The following is a 16,278-nucleotide window of genomic DNA, read 5'->3' as shown; positions in this document are numbered from 1 at the left end:
TCTCAAAATCGTGTCCATCATGCGATTGGCCACAGGAAGGCGACCCTTACGGACGTAGGGTTGATCCTGGGCGGGCCTGCGGGAGGGCCTGTCCCGGACAGCTGCCTCGAAGGAGGTCCAGTTCAGTGACCAGCCAGGTCAGTAGCCCAGCGGAGCAGGCCGACGAAGCCGTCGTGGGAGAGCAGCGCAAACCGGCAGGGACCAAGGACGTCCGCCGGCTGGACCGGGTGATCATTCGCTTCGCGGGCGACTCGGGCGACGGTATGCAGCTCACCGGCGACCGCTTCACCTCCGAAACGGCGACCTTCGGCAACGATCTGTCGACGCTGCCGAACTTCCCCGCCGAGATCCGGGCACCCGCCGGAACCCTGCCGGGTGTGTCGAGCTTCCAGCTCCACTTCGCCGACCACGACATCCTGACCCCGGGCGACGCACCGAACGTGCTGGTCGCGATGAACCCGGCCGCCCTGAAAGCCAACATCGGCGATCTGCCGCGTGGCGCGGAGATCATCGTCAACACCGACGAGTTCACCAAACGGGCCATGCAGAAAGTGGGGTACGCGGCCTCGCCGCTGGAGGACGGCTCCCTCGACGGCTACAGCCTCCATCCGGTGCCGCTGACCACCCTGACCGTCGAGGCCCTCAAGGAATTCGACCTCAGTCGCAAAGAGGCCGAGCGCAGCAAGAACATGTTCGCGCTCGGCCTCTTGTCGTGGATGTACCACCGGCCCACCGAGGGCACCGAGCGGTTCCTGAAGACCAAGTTCGCCAAGAAGCCCGAGATCATGAAGGCGAACCTGGCGGCCTTCCACGCCGGCTGGAACTTCGGCGAGACCACCGAGGACTTCGCGGTTTCCTACGAGGTCGCGCCGGCCGCCACCGCGTTCCCCACCGGCACCTACCGCAACATCTCCGGGAACCTGGCCCTGTCCTACGGACTGGTCACCGCGTCCCGCCAGGCTGACCTGCCGCTGTTCCTGGGCTCGTACCCGATCACCCCGGCCTCCGACATCCTGCACGAGCTGAGCAAGCACAAGAACTTCGGGGTGCGCACCTTCCAGGCCGAGGACGAGATCGCCGGCATCGGCGCGGCGCTGGGCGCGGCCTTCGGCGGCAGCCTCGCGGTGACGACGACCAGCGGTCCGGGCGTCGCCCTGAAGTCGGAGACGATCGGTCTGGCGGTGTCGCTGGAGCTGCCGCTGCTGGTGATCGACATCCAGCGCGGCGGGCCGTCCACCGGTCTGCCGACCAAGACCGAGCAGGCGGACCTGCTCCAGGCGATGTACGGCCGCAACGGCGAGGCGCCGGTTCCGGTGATCGCGCCCAGGACGCCCGCGGACTGCTTCGACGCGGCCCTGGAGGCGGCACGCATCGCCCTGACGTACCGCACTCCGGTGATGCTCCTGTCCGACGGCTACCTGGCCAACGGCTCCGAGCCCTGGCGGATCCCGGAGGTCGACGAACTCCCGGACCTGACCGTGCAGTTCACCCAGGGGCCGAACCACACCCTGGAGGACGGCACCGAGGTCTTCTGGCCGTACAAGCGCGACCCGCAGACCCTGGCCCGCCCGTGGGCGATCCCCGGCACCCCCGGCCTCGAACACCGCATCGGTGGCATCGAGAAGCAGGACGGCACCGGGAACATCTCCTACGACCCCGCCAACCACGACTTCATGGTCCGCACCCGGCAGGCCAAGATCGACGGGATCGACGTACCGGATCTGGAGGTCGACGACCCGCACGAGGCCCGCACCCTCGTCCTGGGCTGGGGCTCGACCTACGGGCCGATCACCGCGGCGGTACGGCGACTGCGCGCAGCCGGCGAGTCCATCGCACAGGCTCATCTGCGCCACCTCAACCCGTTCCCGCGGAACCTCGGCACGGTGGTGAAGCACTACGACAAGGTGGTGATCCCCGAGATGAACCTCGGGCAGCTCGCCACGCTGGTCCGGGCGAAGTACCTGGTCGACGCCCACTCGTACAACCAGGTGAACGGCATGCCGTTCAAGGCCGAGCAGCTCGCCACGGCTCTCAAGGAGGCCATCGATGGCTGAGACGTCCACGGAAGGCACGGGCACGATCGAGGCGCTTTCCCTCGTTCCCAAGGCCGAGGGCAAGCAGTCCATGAAGGACTTCAAGTCCGACCAGGAAGTGCGCTGGTGCCCCGGCTGCGGTGACTACGCGATCCTCGCCGCGGTCCAGGGCTTCATGCCGGAGCTGGGCCTGGCCAAGGAGAACATCGTCTTCGTCTCGGGCATCGGCTGCTCGTCCCGCTTCCCGTACTACATGGACACATACGGGATGCACTCGATCCACGGCCGGGCGCCGGCGATCGCGACGGGTCTGGCGACGTCGCGCAGAGACCTGTCGGTGTGGGTGGTGACCGGCGACGGCGACGCGCTGTCGATCGGCGGCAACCACCTGATCCACGCCCTGCGCCGCAACGTCAACCTCAAGATCCTGCTGTTCAACAACCGGATCTACGGCCTGACGAAGGGCCAGTACTCGCCGACGTCGGAGGTCGGGAAGATCACCAAGTCCACGCCGATGGGCTCGCTGGACGCGCCGTTCAACCCGGTGTCGCTGGCGATCGGCGCGGAGGCGTCCTTCGTGGCGCGGACGGTGGACTCCGACCGCAAGCACCTGACGGAGGTGTTGCGCCAGGCAGCGGCCCACCCGGGCACGGCGCTCGTCGAGATCTACCAGAACTGCAACATCTTCAACGACGGCGCCTTCGAGGTCCTCAAGGACCGGGAGCAGGCCGAGGAAGCGGTCATCCGCCTCGAACACGGCCGGCCCATCCGCTTCGGTGCGGACGGCTCACGCGGCGTGGTCCGCGACGTGATCACCGGCGACTTGAGGGTGGTCACGGTCACGCCGGACAACGAGTCCCAGATCCTGACCCACGACGCCCACTCCCCCTCCCCCACCACCGCCTTCGCCCTCTCCCGCCTCGCCGACCCGGACACCCTCCACCACACCCCGATCGGCGTCTTCCGGTCGGTGGACCGGCCGGTCTACGACACGCAGATGGCGGATCAGCTGGATGCGGCGATCGAGCAGAACGGCAAGGGGGATCTGGCGGCGCTGCTGGCCGGCGGCGACACCTGGACGGTCGTCGGCTGAGGGTCGGTGAACACGCGCAGGGCCCGGATGCGGTACGGCATCCGGGCCCTCGGCGTCAGGCGTCGGGGATGTCTCTCTTGGCGCGGAGGAGGGTGTCTCGCGTGATGACGACGATGCGTTCGTAGTCGGCGCGGGCGGCGTCCGCCGGCAACTGCGCATCCAGTTCTTCGGTGCGATCCGTTCCAATGACCGCGAAGCTGCCGTCACTCAGCTCGAAGAGATCGGGACAGGTCTCACCTGTCACGGACCCTCGCTGGCGAGGCGAGTCGCCCAGACGACGAACGATGCGGAGGGGCGAACTCTCCATGGGAATCGATTCCTCAAGGGGACGGGTACTCGGAGTCCGGGCCGACGACCCACCACTCTTCGAGGTCGTCCAACCGCTCTTCCATGATGGCGTCGACGGCCCTGCCCACCCGAGCCTCGAAGGACTCCGGTGACAACCCTTCTCGTCCGTGGGCCGACCGCTCCCAGTACTCGGTGAAGACGGGACTGCGGCGCATCACCTTCAGATATCCGAGGAGTTCGGTGCGATCGATGGCGCCGATCCGGTGGGACAGCAAGATGAGCGCGTACTGCGCGTTGGCGGTGAACATCTGGCGGCGCTTGTCACCGGACAGATCCGTGAAGGTGCTCAGTGTGTCGGCGATCACCGGGTCGTCGATCGCCCGGTCCAGTCGCTCCAGGAAGAAGCCTTGCAGCTGGATCAGGTTCGCCCGGTGCAGTTCCGTCGCGATCCGGTCGTATCCACTCGCCATGCGCCCCAATTGCCGGACGACTTCCTGCAGTAGCTCCGCAGCGGACTCCTGCTGGTTCGGCACCGTCATGCTCACCCCTCGGTACGCCGAGCGACAACGCTTACCGACTCCAGCGTGCAAGCCGACACGGAAAGCGGGAAGAGGGCGCATCAACAGACGTGCCGTGCAGGCCGGGCTCAGGTGCCGCACAACTAGAGCGCAGCACCCGGAGCCACCGTCCTCACTCGTCGGGGATGTCCCTCTTGGCCCGGAGGAGGGTGTCGCGTGTAATCACGACGATGCGCTCGTAGTCGGCGCGGGCGGCGTCGGCGGGCAGCAGCCCGTCCAGTTCCTCCGTGCGATCGGTTCCGATGACCGCGAAGCTGCCGTCGCTCAGCTCGAAGAGGTCAGGGCACGACTCTGCTGTGAGGCTTCCTCGTTGGCGCGGCGAGTCACCGAGACGGCGGACGATGCTGGCGGCTGGAAGTTCGCTGTGCACGCGGGAAGCCTCTTCGACGGCGGGTCAGTGTCGCCTGGCAAAACCGCGCCCGGCCCGACCAAGTCACCGTAATCTTAAACCGAATTACGCCTCCGGAGTGAAGGAAACCACCCCTTGGGGCGACAGTGGTCCCTCAGTGCGACGGCTCATCGGGCGGCTGCACCACCCACCATTCCTCGGGGTCATCACGAAGCCCCTCCACGATCACATCCACGGCCCGACCCACTCGCGCTTCGAGGGACTCGCGGGGCAGGCTCCTGCGATGCTCGCGGGTCATCTCCCAGTAGTCGTCGAAAACCGGGTTCCGGCACAGAATCCTCAAGTGGCCGATCAGTTCGTCCCATTCCGTTGCGCCCACGCGGTGATTCAGCACGATCGCGCTGTACTGGCTGTTGACGAAAATCGCCTGGCGGCGTCGGTGCTCCGAAAGGCCCGGCAGTGTGCTGATCGCCTCCGCCAGTGCGGGGTCCTCTATTGCGCGCTCCAACTGCGCAGCTGCGATGCGATGCAACTGGATCAGATTGGCATGGCGGATCTCCTGAGCGAGGAGCGTGAGTTGACGAAGTAGTTCCTCTGCCGGCGGTTCCTGTCGACGGCGGCGGGACACGCGTCGGAAGGGGGTGCGCGCCCAGCCGAACCTTGCCCCTGCAGCTGAGTCGCTCCCTCGCGCATCCGGATTCTCTGTGGCCAAGACGAACCCCCGAGTCAGGCGTCCGGGCGTCGGTCAACGGCCTTCACGACCGGCGCGCGGGTGGGCACAACGCCCCGCCCCCAGCATGCCGGGCGGCTCAAGTCGGCGTGGGAGGCGGAAAGGGGGCGCATGGAAGGACGTACCGCTCGTGTCGACCAACGCCCTGACATGTATGTGCCCGGCGAGCGCCGTCGGCATACGTTCGGCAGGTCCCGAGCGATTGCGTCATTCCTGCTCAGACGCCCGTCTCCGCGCGTCGTACCTCTCCCGCGCCTCCTGCACCGCCCCCATCCGCGTCTCCGTCCACGCCGCGAGCCCCCGGACCTGTTCCGCCGCCTCGGCTCCCAGTTCCGTCAGGGAGTAGTCGACGCGGGGAGGGATCACCGGCTTGGCGTCGCGGTGGATGACGCCGTCGCGTTCCAGGGTCTGGAGGGTCTGGGTGAGCATCTTCTCGCTGACGCCGCGGCCGCTGAGGTCGTTGATGGCGCGGCGCAGTTCGCTGAAGCGGTGGGGGCGGTCGAGGAGGGCGATGAGGACGAGGACGCCCCATCGGCTGGTGACGTGTTCGAGGACGAGTCGGTGCGGGCACATCGCCTCGGCGTCCGCCTCGGCCGTCCCGTCGGGCACCTTCAGACTTACTGCCATGCCAGTACCTTACTTCAAAGTGGGTACTTTCCTGTAGTTAGTGCTACCCCTATGGTTAGTGCATCCGCACCCCACAAGGAGTTCGCACATCATGAGCATCGTCGTCACCGGAGCCACCGGAAACCTGGGCCGCCACGTCATCGAGCAGCTGCTGGAGAAGGTGCCGGCCGAGCAGGTCACCGCCGTAGTCCGCAGCGCCGAGAAGGGTGCGGACTTCGCGGCGCGCGGGGTGAAGATCGCCGTTGCCGACTACAACACCCCCGAGACCTTCGACGGCCTCTTCGCCGCCGGTGACAAGGTGCTCCTCATCTCCGGCAGCGAGGTCGGCAACGACCGCCCCGGCCAGCACACGGTCGTCATCAACGCCGCCAAGGCCGCCGGCGTCGCCCTGCTCGCCTACACCAGCGCCCCCGGCTCCCTCACCGCCGCCCTCGCCGACGACCACCGCGCCACCGAGAAGGTGCTCCTCGCCTCCGGCCTGCCGTACGCACTGCTGCGCAACGGCTGGTACCACGAGAACTACACCGAGAACCTCGCCCCGGTCCTCCAGTACAGCGCCGTCACCCAGGCCGCCGGCGACGGCCGGGTCTCCTCCGCCTCGCGCGCCGACTACGCGGCCGCCGCGGTCGCCGTCCTGACCGGCGAGGGCCACGAGAACCAGACGTACGAGCTGGGCGGCGACGAGGCGTGGGGCTTCGCCGAGTACGCGGCCGAGCTCAGCAAGCAGACCGGCAAGGAGATCGCCTACAACTCCGTCTCGACCGAGGAGTACACCGGCATCCTCGCCGGCGCCGGACTGCCCGCGCCGCTCGCCGCGATCCTCGCGGGCGTCGACGCCTCCATAGCCAAGGGCGAGCTCGTCGTCTCCTCCGGTGACCTCTCCCGGCTCGCCGGCCGGCCGACCACCCCGCTGTCCGAGGCGATCGCGGTCGCGCTCAAGGGCTGACCACTCCCCCCCCCGAAAGGTCCTTGAGCCTCCGACCCCCGTCTGTCATGACCGTATAGCGATACGGGCATGACAGGCGGGGGCGCTCGGCGTTACCTTCGTGCAGGCGAGGTCGACGTGAGAGGGAGGGCCCGTGAGCGGGAAGCCGAGGGGCGAGCGGCACATAGGACTGCTGAACGGCTTCGCCGCGTACGGGATGTGGGGGCTGTTCCCCCTCTACTTCCCCCTGCTGAAGCCCGCCGGAGCCTCCGAGGTCCTCGCGCACCGGATGGCGTGGTCCTTCCTCGCCGTCGCGCTGGCCCTGCTGGTGCTACGGCGGTGGCGGTGGGCCGGAGAGCTGCTGCGGCAGCCGCGCCGGCTCGGACTCGTCGCGATCGCCGCGGCCGTCATCGCCGTCAACTGGGGCGTCTACATCTGGGCCGTGAACAACGACCGGGTCGTCGAGGCCTCCCTCGGCTACTTCATCAACCCCCTGGTCACCATCGCGATGGGCGTGCTGCTCCTGAAGGAGCGGCTGCGGCCCGTGCAGTGGGCGGCGGTCGCCGTCGGCGCCGGCGCGGTGGTCGTGCTCACCGTCGGGTACGGGCGTCCGCCGTGGATCTCGCTCGTCCTCGCCTTCTCCTTCGCCACGTACGGCCTGGTGAAGAAGAAGGTCAACCTCAGCGGGCTCGAATCGCTGGCCGCCGAGACCGCGATCCAGTTCCTGCCCGCGCTGGGCTATCTGGTGTGGCTGACCGCGCACGGCGACGCCACCATCGCCACCGAGGGCCCGGGACACGCCGCCCTGCTCGCCGGGACCGGCCTGGTCACCGCGCTGCCGCTGGTCTGCTTCGGCGCGGCGGCCATCCGCGTGCCCCTGTCCACCCTCGGTCTGCTCCAGTACCTGGCCCCGGTCTTCCAGTTCCTGCTCGGCGTCGCCTACTTCCACGAGGCCATGCCGCCGGAGCGCTGGGCCGGCTTCTCGCTGGTCTGGCTGGCGCTGTCGCTGCTCACCTGGGACGCGCTGCGCACCGCCCGCAGGCTCAGGACGGAGACCAGCAGGCCCAGCACCACCATCGCGACGGGCACCGCGAGCGCCGTACGGAACGCGGACAGCGTCGCCGCGGGCCCCGACCCGGTGGAGGCCAAGCCGTAGACGGCCGTCACCGCCGAGATCCCGACCGCCGAGCCGAACTGGGTGGACGTGGTCAGCAGCCCGCCGGCCAGCCCCTGCTCGGCGTCGCTCACCCCGTCGGTCGCCGCGATCGTCAGCGGCCCGTAGGCCAGCGCGAAGGCGGTGCCCGCGACGAACAGCGTCGGCAGCATGGCCAGATACGGCCAGTCCATGCCGACCGGCAGGAACAGCCCGTACGCCACCACCGCCAGCACGAAGCCGCCGACGATCACGCGCGCGTGCCCGAACCGCGCCACCAGCCGCGGGGTGAGGGTGGGCGCCAGTACGGCGTCGCATCCCATGATCACCAGGGCGATCGCGGTCTGGAGCGCCGACCAGCCGCGCAGTTCCTGCAGATACAGCGTCACGACGAACTGGAAGCCGAAGAAGGCGCCGACGAAGAGCATCATGCCGACGTTGGCCCGGACCACCGGCCCCTCGCGCAGGATGCCCAGCCGGACCAGGGGGTTCGCACAGCGGCGTTCGACGGCCACGAAGAGCACGGCGAGCAGCAGCGCCGCGAGGGCCGATGCCGTCGTCAGCGGCCAGCCGTGCAGTCCGTGTTCCAGTCGTACGACGGTGTAGGCGGCCAGCAGCATGGCGCCGGCGACGGTGATCGTGCCGGGCAGGTCGAAGCTGCGGCGTCCGGTCCGCGGGGCCTCCTGGTGCGGAATCAGCCGTACCGCCGCCGGCAGCAGCGCGCCCGCCATCAGCACCGGGGCGAAGAAGACCCAGCGCCAGTCGATCGAGGTGAGCAGGCCGCCGATCACCAGGCCCAGCGAGAAGCCGCCGGCGCCGGTACCGGCGTAGACGAGGAGGGCCTTGTCGCGCTGCGGGCCGGCCGCGTACGAGGTCGTGATCAGGGACAGCGCGGCCGGTGTCATGAACGCGGATGCCACCCCGGTGACGAAGCGGGCGACGATCAGCATCCAGCCCTCGGTCGCGAAGCCGCCGAGGCCGGAGAAGGCGAGGAAGACCGCCAGCCAGAGCAGGAACATCCGGCGGCGGCCGAGCAGATCGGCGGCGCGGCCGCCGAGCAGGGTGAAGCCGGCGTAGCCGAGGACATAGGCGCTCATCACCCATGCCGCGGTGTCCGTCGCGAGTCCGAGGTCGGATCTGATCGACGGGATCGCGATCGCCATCATCGCGATGTCGGCGCCCTCCAGGAAGATCGTTCCGCAGAGGACGAGTAACAGCGCCCACGCGCGCGTGCCCATGGCAGTGCTCCACAAGTAGGGGGACGGTTACCCGAATGAGGGTCGGTTCCCTCTTGTAACCACCCCCAGCCTCCGGCAGCATCGACAGACATGGAAGAAGGCACTTCGAAGTCACCTGGTTACTGCGCGAGCACCGTGGACTACGGCGACGCCGACCCCTTCCAATGGGACACCCGGGAGGACTGCCAGGTAAGGCAGATCCTCGACCGGGTCGCCGACAAGTGGTCGCTTCTTGTCATCGCCCTGCTGGAGAACCGGCGGCTCCGCTTCACCGAACTGCGCCGCGAGATCGACGGTGTCAGCCAGCGCATGCTGACGGTCACGCTGCGCTCGCTGGAGCGGGACGGGTTGGTGAAACGGACGGTCCATCCCGTGGTGCCACCCCGCGTGGAGTACGAGCTCACCGCGCTGGGCGGAACCCTGCACACCACGATCCGCTCGCTGGTGACCTGGACGGAGGCGCATCAGGGGGAGATCGCGGCGGCCCGGGCGGCGTACGACCGGCGGGCGGCGCAGGCCGCCGCGGAGGCCGTTTAGGACAGCGGGTGACCGGGTGTGCGGTTATAAGTGGTCCCATGACTGAGACAACACCCGCACCCGTGCACTGGAAGCTCGTCATCGATGCCGCAAACCCCCAGGCGCAGGCCGACTTCTGGGCCGCCGCGCTGCGCTACGAGGTCGAGGACAACGACGCCCTGATCCAGCGGCTGCTGGAGCTCGGCGCCCTCCCCCGCGAGGCCACCGTCGAGTTCCACGCGCGGCTCGCCTTCCGCGACCTGGTCGCCGTACGCCATCCCGACGATCCCTACGACAAGGACAGCGGCACCGGCCTGGGCCGGCGGCTGCTGTTCCAGCGGGTTCCGGAGGAGAAGTCGGTCAAGAACCGGCTCCATCTCGACCTGCACCCGGGCGACGGGAAGCGGGCGTCCGAGGTGGAGCGGCTGACGGGGCTCGGCGCGAGTGTGCTGCGGGAGGTGAAGGAGGCCGGGGGTGAGTGGGTGGTGATGGCGGATCCGGAGGGGAACGAGTTCTGTGTGCAGTGAGCTCCGGAATCCGAACTCCGTGTCCTGATAGCGCTCTTGACGGAGAGTTAGTCACAGCTTCACCATCCAGGCACCCCATTCGCTGTGGAATCCCTGTGATTCCCGAGGAATTCGGAGCCCCCCACCATGAAGCTCTCCGTTTCCGGGCGTGCGTCGACGGCCGCTCTCGTCACGGCCGTCATGCTGCTGACCGGCGGATCCATAGCCGGCGCGGCGCCCGCGCCCGAGGTGACCGCTGCCGCCGCGCCCGACATCCCCGTGGCCAACGTCAAGGCCCACCTCACCCAACTCCAGTCCATCGCCACCGCCAACGGCGGCAACCGGGCGCACGGCCGCGCCGGTTACCGGGCCTCGCTCGACTATGTGAAGGCCAAGCTGGACGCCGCCGGATACACCACGACCATCCAGCAGTTCACGTCCTCCAGCCGCGTGGGCTACAACCTGATCGCCGACTGGCCGGGCGGCGACACCGACCAGGTCGTCATGGCCGGCTCGCACCTGGACAGCGTCGCCTCCGGGGCGGGCATCAACGACAACGGGTCCGGCTCGGCGGCGGTCCTGGAGACCGCGCTGGCCGTGTCGAGAGCCGGGTACCAGCCCACCAAGCATCTGCGGTTCGCCTGGTGGGGCGCGGAGGAGCTGGGCCTGGTGGGATCCCGCTACTACGTCAACAACCTGTCCTCGACGAACCGCGCGAAGATCAGCGGGTACCTGAACTTCGACATGATCGGCTCGCCCAACCCCGGCTACTTCGTCTACGACGACGACCCGGCGATCGAGAAGACCTTCAAGGACTACTTCACCGGCATCGGCGTCCCCACCGAGATCGAGACCGAGGGTGACGGCCGCTCGGACCACGCGCCGTTCAAGAGCGCGGGGGTGCCGGTGGGCGGGCTGTTCACGGGCGCGAGCCGTACGAAGACGGCGGCGCAGGTGGCCAAGTGGGGCGGGACGTCCGGGCAGGCGTTCGACCGGTGCTACCACTCGTCCTGCGACACCACCTCGAACATCAGCGACACGGCCCTGAACCGGAACAGTGACGCGGCGGCGTACGCCGTGTGGGAGCTGTCCTCCTAGGAGTTGAGCCTGCGGGCGCGCTCCGCGAGCCGGCCCATCCGCGTCCGGGCCGACTCGAGTTGCTCGATGTCCTCGGTGGCCGGGCCGTCCTCCAGGGTCAGCTCGGTCCACAGACCGATGAGCTCGACGCCCATGCGCAGGCCCTGCTCGGGGTCGCGTACGGCACGCCAGGCGGTCGCCGCGCTCTGGACGTTGCCGTACGCGGCCTCCGAGTCCCTCGCGTGGTGGCGCGTGCGGGCCAGGTCGAGCGAGAGTCCGAAGGCGCGGGTCGGGTCGCCCGCCAAGTAGGCGATGTACGCGGTGAGTTCGAGCAGCCGCAGCACCTCGGGGTGCTCCGGGCCGAGCGTACGGGAGGCCTCCACGACCGTCCGCTCCGCGAGCTGCGCGGCCTCCGTGATCCGGCCCTCCTTCACCGCCTCGTTGATCCGCGCCATCGGCCCGACGAGGAACACGCTCCCCCCGCCGTCGTACGCCGTCGCCGGATCATCCCCGAGCACCGCCTCGGCCACGGCATCGAATCCGCGAGGCGGGGTGGGCTTGAGGTCGGGGTCCTCGACGGGGGTGGAGGCGGCTAGGCCGAGGAGGGGCTTGCGGGTGGGGGTGGGGGCTGGTCCGTTGGCGGGCGCAGGTTTGGGGGTCGGTGCGGGACCGTGGCTGGGCGCGGGGCCGGACGTGGGCGCGGGGTCGGACGTGGGCGCGGCACCGGGAATCGGTGCCGGACCGGAGAGCGACACAGGCCCGTGGCTGGGCGCGGGAGCGGAACCGGGTGCGAGACCGGAAGTGGGCGCGGCACCGGGCGTCGACACGGGCCCGGAGCTGGGTGCGGGGTCGGGGGTCGGTGTGGGAGGTGTGTCGGCTTCCCGCCTGGTGTCGGTCGGCGGTGCGTCGGTCGGGGGTACGTCCGTCGGTGGCGCGTCCATCACCGGTGGTGGCCCGAACTGGCCCGTCGGGGGTGCGACCGTGCCGGGTGCCGCGTCCGCCACCCACTCGGGCACGGCCCGCATCCGGAATGTCGGGACGGCGTCCCGGGGCTCCTGCGCCGCCGGGTCCGGGAGGGCGCGGAGGCGGAAGGTCGGGGGCTCGGGGGTCGGGCGGAGGAGGTGGGTGGGCTTGTCCCAAGGGGACTGGTCGGCGGGCTCGGCAGGACGCGGCGCGGCAGACGGGGGCGAGTCTCCGGCCGACTCGGCGGCTCCCTCCGCGAAGGCGGCCGGCGCGGGCGGCAGTGCGGGCTGGGCGGGCGCCCCGGTCGCCTCAGCTGCCCCCGGCCCGAAGGCCGGCGGAGCGGGCGGGAGCGCAGGGCGGCCAGCCCCTTCTACGGAGTCGGCGGCTGCCCGCCCGGATGCGCCAGGCGCGGACGGCACCGCGGGCCGGCCGGACGCTCCCGTCGCCTCGGCGGCCCCCGGCGGGAAAGCGCCCGGCGCGGGCGGGGGCGTCGGCCTCGACGCCTGAACCGGCTCCCCTGAATACGGCGTCTGACCCGGCTCTCCCGCATACGGATCCCGGCCCGACGCCCCCGGCCGGAGAGCCTCGCCCGGCTCCCCGGATCCCGGCAGCGGCCCGCCACCCGGCACCCCCGGCGGAGCCGTCCGTACCGGTTCTGCCGTGAACTGGCTGGAGCCGTCCGCCTCGATGCGCAGAGCGAGCCGGTAGCCGATGCGGTCGTCGTGGACCGTGGCGTGGACAGGGTGACCGGTGGCGAGGGCGATGCGGTGGAGGTGGTCGAGGACGGTCTGGTGGATCTCCTCGCCGGGGACCGGCGCCACCGGTACGCCGCCCACCGACGCACCGGCCGGGCCGACCAGGACGTCGAGCGGCGCCGCCGCGAGCACGGGCGGCTGTGCCGCGACGCCCTGCTGGTCCCGCTTCTCACGGCTCAGTCGCGACATCGTTCCCTCACTCGGATCCGTCGGGGAGTGGGTGGACGGCGTGTTCGAACTCCATGGTGCCTCCATCGGCCGCCACCCTCCCGCTCCCCGGCATCAAGAGCCGGTCGTACACGTACTGTTGAGTAGTCTCTCCGCTCGCTCACGGTTCTCACGTCACCGTGGCGTCACAGGCTCGTCCCAGCCCGACGGAGGGACGGCCCCGGAAAGGAGACCGTACGTGCAGCAGGCGCAGGGACCGGAGATCTGGATCCGTGGTCCGGTGACCGTATCGGAGGCACCGCCGGAGCCCGCCGCCGCCCACGCCACCGCCCGGCGATTCTCCTTCGTCGGCACCCATGGCGGCGCCGGTGTCTCCACGCTCACCGCCGTCTACGGCGGCCACGACTGCGGACGCGACTGGCCCGGCCCCGACGCTCCCCCGTCCGTGCTGCTCGTCGCCCGCACCCACGCGACCGGACTGGCCGCCGTCCTGCGCGCCCTGGACACCTTCCGGCGCGGAGCGGCCCCGCACGGCCTCGACCTCGACGCCGTGGTGCTCGTCGCGGACGCCCCGGGCCGGCTGCCGAAGCCGCTCGCCCAGCACATCAAGGTGATCGAGTCGCTGATCGACGTCTACCGCGTGCCGTGGGTGCCCGCCTGGCGCCTCGGCGATCTCGGCGGCCCTCCCCCGCGCGAGACCGCACCCCTGGCCCGCCTCACCGGCCGGTCGCGCTGAAGCCCCGCCCTCACCCACACAAAGACCCCCTCGACAGATACTTGCATGCGCATATAATCGGCGTACGACGTCCATCACCTGGGGGCTTTCATGACGCGCCGTTTCCTGTTCGTGCTCGGCAGCAGCCGCGACGACGGCAACACCGAACTGCTGGCCCGCACGGCCGCCGAGCAGCTGGCCGACGACGTCGAGCAGCAGTGGATCGACCTCAACGACCACCCGCTGCCCGACTTCGAGGACCTGCGGCACGACAGCGACCATGTGCGGCCCACCGAGGGGAACGTCGGGCTGCTGTTCGACGCCACCCTCGCCGCGACGGACATCGTCATCGCGTCCCCGCTGTACTGGTACTCGCTCTCCGCCCAGGCCAAGCGCTATCTCGACTACTGGTCGGGCTGGCTGCGCACCCCCGGTGCCGACTTCAAGGGCACGCTCGCGGGCCGCACTCTGTGGGGCGTCACCGCCCTCGCGCACGAGGAGTTCGAGGTCGCCGACCCGCTGATCGGCACCCTGAACCACTCGGCCGCCTACATGAGGATGCGGTTCGGCGGGGTGCTGCTCGGCAACGGCAGCAAGCCGGGCGACGTCCGCGACGACACGGAGGCGCTGGCCCGCGCGAAGACGTTCTTCGCGCAGGAGGCACCGCTCGCGCGTTTCCCGTACGACACCCCGTGACGGCCGTGCGGCCGGCGCTCAGGCCGTGATGTCCTTCGTCGTGAACCTCGCCCATGCCGCCGAGCCGAACACCGCCGCGTACAGGGCCTGGAGGCCGAGGTTCTTCACCAGGTCGTCCCAGTAGACGGGTTCGCGCATGAGGTCGGCGAAGGACAGCCAGTAGTGGGAGAAGAAGTATGGCTGGATCGCGTGCAGTTGGGGGATCTGGTCGAGGATCTGGACCGTGATGAGCAGGCCCACGGTCGTCGCCATCGCGGCGATACCGCTGCCGGTCAGTGTCGACACGAACAGACCGAGGGCCGCCACACCGGTCAGTGACGCGGCGACGACCAGGGCGATCAGAAAGGCCCGGGCGAGGCCTTCGCCGAAGCTGATCTGGGTGCCGGAGATCGTGGTCAGATCCCCCAGGGGGAAGAGCAGGGCACCGACCGTGAGCGCCGAGATCGCGACCACCAACGTGGCCACGAGGCAGAAGGCCATCACCGTCGCGTACTTGGTGAACAGCAGGCGGGTGCGGCCGGCCGGGGCGACCAGGAGATAGCGCAGCGTGCCGGCGTTCGACTCGCCGGCTATCGCGTCGCCCGCGACCACGCCGATCGCCATGGGGAGGAAGAAGGGAAGGGTGGCGGCGAGTGCGGTGAAGACCAGGAACAGGCCGTTGTTGGTGATCTGCGAGACGAAGGCGGGGCCGCCGCCACCGCCTCCTCCGGGGCCGCCGCCGTCGCCCGTCTCGATCTTCACGGCGATGCCGACGAGGATCGGGACGGCCGCGAGGACGCCGAGGAGGGCGAGGGTGCGCCAGCGGCGGAAAGTAGTGACCAACTCACTGCGGAACAAGCCGAACGTCCACAACGGACCGGGCTTGACCAGAACCTCAGCCTGCGACATCGAAGCCCTCTCCCGTCAGCGCCACGAAAGCGTCCTCCAGCGTGGCCCTTTCCACTCCGAAGGCCCGTACGCGCACGCCCGCCCCCACCAACGCGGCGTTGATGTCGGCCAGTTCGCCGTCCGGAGGCTCCGCGGTCACCCGGTCGTCGGCCACCACCACATCCGCGACGCCCTGTTCCTTCAGCACCCGCGCCGCGTCCCCCGTGTCCGGAGTCGTCACCACCAGCCGTCCCCGCGCCCCCGCCGCCAGGTCGGCCACGGGGCCCTGGGTGATCAGGCGGCCCTGGGCCATCACGGCCGCGTGGGTGCAGACCTGCTCGATCTCGTCGAGCAGATGCGAGGAGAGAAAGACGGTCGTGCCTTCGGACGCCAGCTCCCGCACCAGGGAGCGGATCTCGCGCATCCCCTGCGGGTCGAGGCCGTTGGTCGGTTCGTCGAGGACGAGGAGCTTGCGGGGTTGCAGGAGGGCCGCCGCGAGGCCCAGGCGCTGTTTCATGCCCAGTGAGTACGCCTTGGCCTTCTTGCCGGCCGCGGCCGCCAGGCCCACCCGGTCCAGTGCCGTCGCGACGCGTGCGCGCCGGGTGCGGGGGTCGGCGGTCGGGTCGGCGGCGTCGTAGCGGAGGAGATTGTCGCGGCCGGAGAGGAAACCGTAGAGCGCCGGGCCCTCGATGAGCGCGCCCACATGCGGCAGTACGGCACGGGCGGAGCGCGGCATGGGGCGGCCCAGCACCCGGGCCGACCCGGAGGTCGGTTCGATGAGGCCCATCAGCATGCGGATGGTGGTGGTCTTGCCCGAGCCGTTCGGGCCGAGGAAGCCGAAGACACTGCCCGCCGGGACGGTCAGGTCGAGACCGTCGACGGCGAGCTGCCCGCCGCGGTAGCGCTTGGTGAGGGCGTGGGTGTGGATGACGGTGTCACCCATGTCCGCGCTGTCACCGTCGCCCTCCGGTTGCTGCTCCGTGGCGGGCGGCTGGTCCATC

Annotated in this window: 17 protein-coding genes and 1 pseudogene; 9 read left to right on the top strand and 9 right to left on the bottom strand. The window is 70.1% G+C overall.

All coding sequences use genetic code 11. From position 1 onward, the window contains the following. Positions 1-125: 125 nt before the first annotated feature. On the top strand, positions 126-2,054 hold the full coding sequence (locus tag ACFY0U_RS38805; protein WP_388644181.1) for a 2-oxoacid:acceptor oxidoreductase subunit alpha: 1,929 nt from the start codon (positions 126-128) through the stop codon (positions 2,052-2,054). After that, positions 2,047-3,126 carry a 2-oxoacid:ferredoxin oxidoreductase subunit beta gene (locus ACFY0U_RS38800; protein WP_388644179.1) on the top strand — a complete coding sequence of 360 codons (1,080 nt, stop codon included), beginning with the start codon at positions 2,047-2,049 and terminating at the stop codon, positions 3,124-3,126. Before ACFY0U_RS38805 ends, ACFY0U_RS38800 begins: the two co-directional genes overlap by 8 nt. A gap of 55 nt (positions 3,127-3,181) precedes the next feature. Here the strand turns inward: ACFY0U_RS38800 and ACFY0U_RS38795 are convergent, their stop codons facing one another. The 5 genes from ACFY0U_RS38795 to ACFY0U_RS38775 form a co-directional block, all read right to left on the bottom strand. Next, the gene (locus ACFY0U_RS38795; protein ID WP_388644176.1) at positions 3,182-3,433 is read right to left on the bottom strand and encodes a hypothetical protein; all 252 of its coding nucleotides are present in this window, start codon (positions 3,431-3,433) and stop codon (positions 3,182-3,184) included. Between the two features lie 13 nt (positions 3,434-3,446). After that, complete coding sequence (locus ACFY0U_RS38790; protein ID WP_388644173.1) at positions 3,447-3,953, bottom strand: DUF6082 family protein; 507 nt, start codon at positions 3,951-3,953, stop codon at positions 3,447-3,449. Positions 3,954-4,104: 151 nt separating this feature from the next. Further along, the gene (locus tag ACFY0U_RS38785; protein ID WP_388644171.1) at positions 4,105-4,362 is read right to left on the bottom strand and encodes a hypothetical protein; all 258 of its coding nucleotides are present in this window, start codon (positions 4,360-4,362) and stop codon (positions 4,105-4,107) included. A 133-nt stretch (positions 4,363-4,495) separates the two neighbouring features. Further along, the gene (locus tag ACFY0U_RS38780; RefSeq protein WP_388644169.1) at positions 4,496-4,969 is read right to left on the bottom strand and encodes a DUF6082 family protein; all 474 of its coding nucleotides are present in this window, start codon (positions 4,967-4,969) and stop codon (positions 4,496-4,498) included. Between the two features lie 309 nt (positions 4,970-5,278). Then, positions 5,279-5,698: a winged helix-turn-helix transcriptional regulator gene (locus ACFY0U_RS38775; protein ID WP_388644166.1), complete on the bottom strand. Its 420-nt coding sequence runs from the start codon at positions 5,696-5,698 to the stop codon at positions 5,279-5,281. 91 nt (positions 5,699-5,789) lie between these two features. Here ACFY0U_RS38775 and ACFY0U_RS38770 point away from each other — a divergent pair, with 91 nt between their 5' ends. Both ACFY0U_RS38770 and rarD read left to right on the top strand, forming a co-directional pair. After that, the gene (locus ACFY0U_RS38770) at positions 5,790-6,644 is read left to right on the top strand and encodes an SDR family oxidoreductase (protein WP_388644165.1); all 855 of its coding nucleotides are present in this window, start codon (positions 5,790-5,792) and stop codon (positions 6,642-6,644) included. A gap of 133 nt (positions 6,645-6,777) precedes the next feature. Further along, positions 6,778-7,779, top strand: a complete 1,002-nt coding sequence (gene rarD / locus ACFY0U_RS38765; RefSeq protein WP_388644162.1) for an EamA family transporter RarD — start codon at positions 6,778-6,780, stop codon at positions 7,777-7,779. A gap of 80 nt (positions 7,780-7,859) precedes the next feature. Here rarD and ACFY0U_RS38760 read toward each other — a convergent pair. Continuing rightward, positions 7,860-8,939 (bottom strand): annotated as a pseudogene (locus tag ACFY0U_RS38760) (MFS transporter); the annotation flags it as partial. A gap of 165 nt (positions 8,940-9,104) precedes the next feature. Here ACFY0U_RS38760 and ACFY0U_RS38755 point away from each other — a divergent pair. From ACFY0U_RS38755 to ACFY0U_RS38745, 3 genes are all read left to right on the top strand, one after another. Next, positions 9,105-9,551 carry a winged helix-turn-helix transcriptional regulator gene (locus ACFY0U_RS38755; RefSeq protein WP_388644159.1) on the top strand — a complete coding sequence of 149 codons (447 nt, stop codon included), beginning with the start codon at positions 9,105-9,107 and terminating at the stop codon, positions 9,549-9,551. Between the two features lie 38 nt (positions 9,552-9,589). After that, a complete protein-coding gene (locus ACFY0U_RS38750; RefSeq protein WP_388644157.1) occupies positions 9,590-10,057 on the top strand; it encodes a VOC family protein in 468 nt (155 codons plus the stop codon). A gap of 126 nt (positions 10,058-10,183) precedes the next feature. Next, positions 10,184-11,134 carry a M28 family metallopeptidase gene (locus ACFY0U_RS38745; RefSeq protein ID WP_388644155.1) on the top strand — a complete coding sequence of 317 codons (951 nt, stop codon included), beginning with the start codon at positions 10,184-10,186 and terminating at the stop codon, positions 11,132-11,134. Here the strand turns inward: ACFY0U_RS38745 and ACFY0U_RS38740 are convergent. Beyond that, entirely contained in the window at positions 11,131-13,020 is a 1,890-nt protein-coding gene (locus ACFY0U_RS38740) for a hypothetical protein (protein ID WP_388644153.1), read from the bottom strand. The genes ACFY0U_RS38745 and ACFY0U_RS38740 overlap by 4 nt on opposite strands. A gap of 217 nt (positions 13,021-13,237) precedes the next feature. Between ACFY0U_RS38740 and ACFY0U_RS38735 the strand changes: the two genes are divergently transcribed. Together ACFY0U_RS38735 and ACFY0U_RS38730 are read left to right on the top strand one after the other, a co-directional pair. Further along, the gene (locus ACFY0U_RS38735; protein ID WP_388644151.1) at positions 13,238-13,735 is read left to right on the top strand and encodes a DUF6668 family protein; all 498 of its coding nucleotides are present in this window, start codon (positions 13,238-13,240) and stop codon (positions 13,733-13,735) included. 90 nt (positions 13,736-13,825) lie between these two features. Then, entirely contained in the window at positions 13,826-14,410 is a 585-nt protein-coding gene (locus ACFY0U_RS38730; RefSeq protein WP_388644149.1) for a flavodoxin family protein, read from the top strand. A gap of 18 nt (positions 14,411-14,428) precedes the next feature. Here the strand turns inward: ACFY0U_RS38730 and ACFY0U_RS38725 are convergent, their stop codons facing one another. Both ACFY0U_RS38725 and ACFY0U_RS38720 read right to left on the bottom strand, forming a co-directional pair. Next, entirely contained in the window at positions 14,429-15,298 is an 870-nt protein-coding gene (locus ACFY0U_RS38725) for an ABC transporter permease (RefSeq protein ID WP_388644146.1), read from the bottom strand. Further along, the gene (locus ACFY0U_RS38720; RefSeq protein ID WP_388644143.1) at positions 15,285-16,277 is read right to left on the bottom strand and encodes an ATP-binding cassette domain-containing protein; all 993 of its coding nucleotides are present in this window, start codon (positions 16,275-16,277) and stop codon (positions 15,285-15,287) included. Before ACFY0U_RS38720 ends, ACFY0U_RS38725 begins: the two co-directional genes overlap by 14 nt. Position 16,278: the final 1 nt, after the last annotated feature.

The organism is Streptomyces sp. NPDC001536, from assembly GCF_042894505.1.
In the GTDB taxonomy this organism is placed as follows: domain Bacteria; phylum Actinomycetota; class Actinomycetes; order Streptomycetales; family Streptomycetaceae; genus Streptomyces.
Note: the sequence above shows the minus strand (reverse complement) of the source record. Positions and strands in the feature narration are given on the sequence as shown.

Coding starts and splice junctions, on each gene's coding strand:
- ACFY0U_RS38800 (WP_388644179.1), top strand. CDS start 2,047: ATGGCTGAGACGTCCACGGAAGGCACGGGCACGATCGAGGCGCTTTCC.
- ACFY0U_RS38795 (WP_388644176.1), bottom strand. CDS start 3,433: ATGGAGAGTTCGCCCCTCCGCATCGTTCGTCGTCTGGGCGACTCGCCT.
- ACFY0U_RS38790 (WP_388644173.1), bottom strand. CDS start 3,953: ATGACGGTGCCGAACCAGCAGGAGTCCGCTGCGGAGCTACTGCAGGAA.
- ACFY0U_RS38775 (WP_388644166.1), bottom strand. CDS start 5,698: ATGGCAGTAAGTCTGAAGGTGCCCGACGGGACGGCCGAGGCGGACGCC.
- ACFY0U_RS38770 (WP_388644165.1), top strand. CDS start 5,790: ATGAGCATCGTCGTCACCGGAGCCACCGGAAACCTGGGCCGCCACGTC.
- ACFY0U_RS38755 (WP_388644159.1), top strand. CDS start 9,105: ATGGAAGAAGGCACTTCGAAGTCACCTGGTTACTGCGCGAGCACCGTG.
- ACFY0U_RS38750 (WP_388644157.1), top strand. CDS start 9,590: ATGACTGAGACAACACCCGCACCCGTGCACTGGAAGCTCGTCATCGAT.
- ACFY0U_RS38745 (WP_388644155.1), top strand. CDS start 10,184: ATGAAGCTCTCCGTTTCCGGGCGTGCGTCGACGGCCGCTCTCGTCACG.
- ACFY0U_RS38740 (WP_388644153.1), bottom strand. CDS start 13,020: ATGTCGCGACTGAGCCGTGAGAAGCGGGACCAGCAGGGCGTCGCGGCA.
- ACFY0U_RS38730 (WP_388644149.1), top strand. CDS start 13,826: ATGACGCGCCGTTTCCTGTTCGTGCTCGGCAGCAGCCGCGACGACGGC.
- ACFY0U_RS38725 (WP_388644146.1), bottom strand. CDS start 15,298: ATGTCGCAGGCTGAGGTTCTGGTCAAGCCCGGTCCGTTGTGGACGTTC.
- ACFY0U_RS38720 (WP_388644143.1), bottom strand. CDS start 16,277: ATGGACCAGCCGCCCGCCACGGAGCAGCAACCGGAGGGCGACGGTGAC.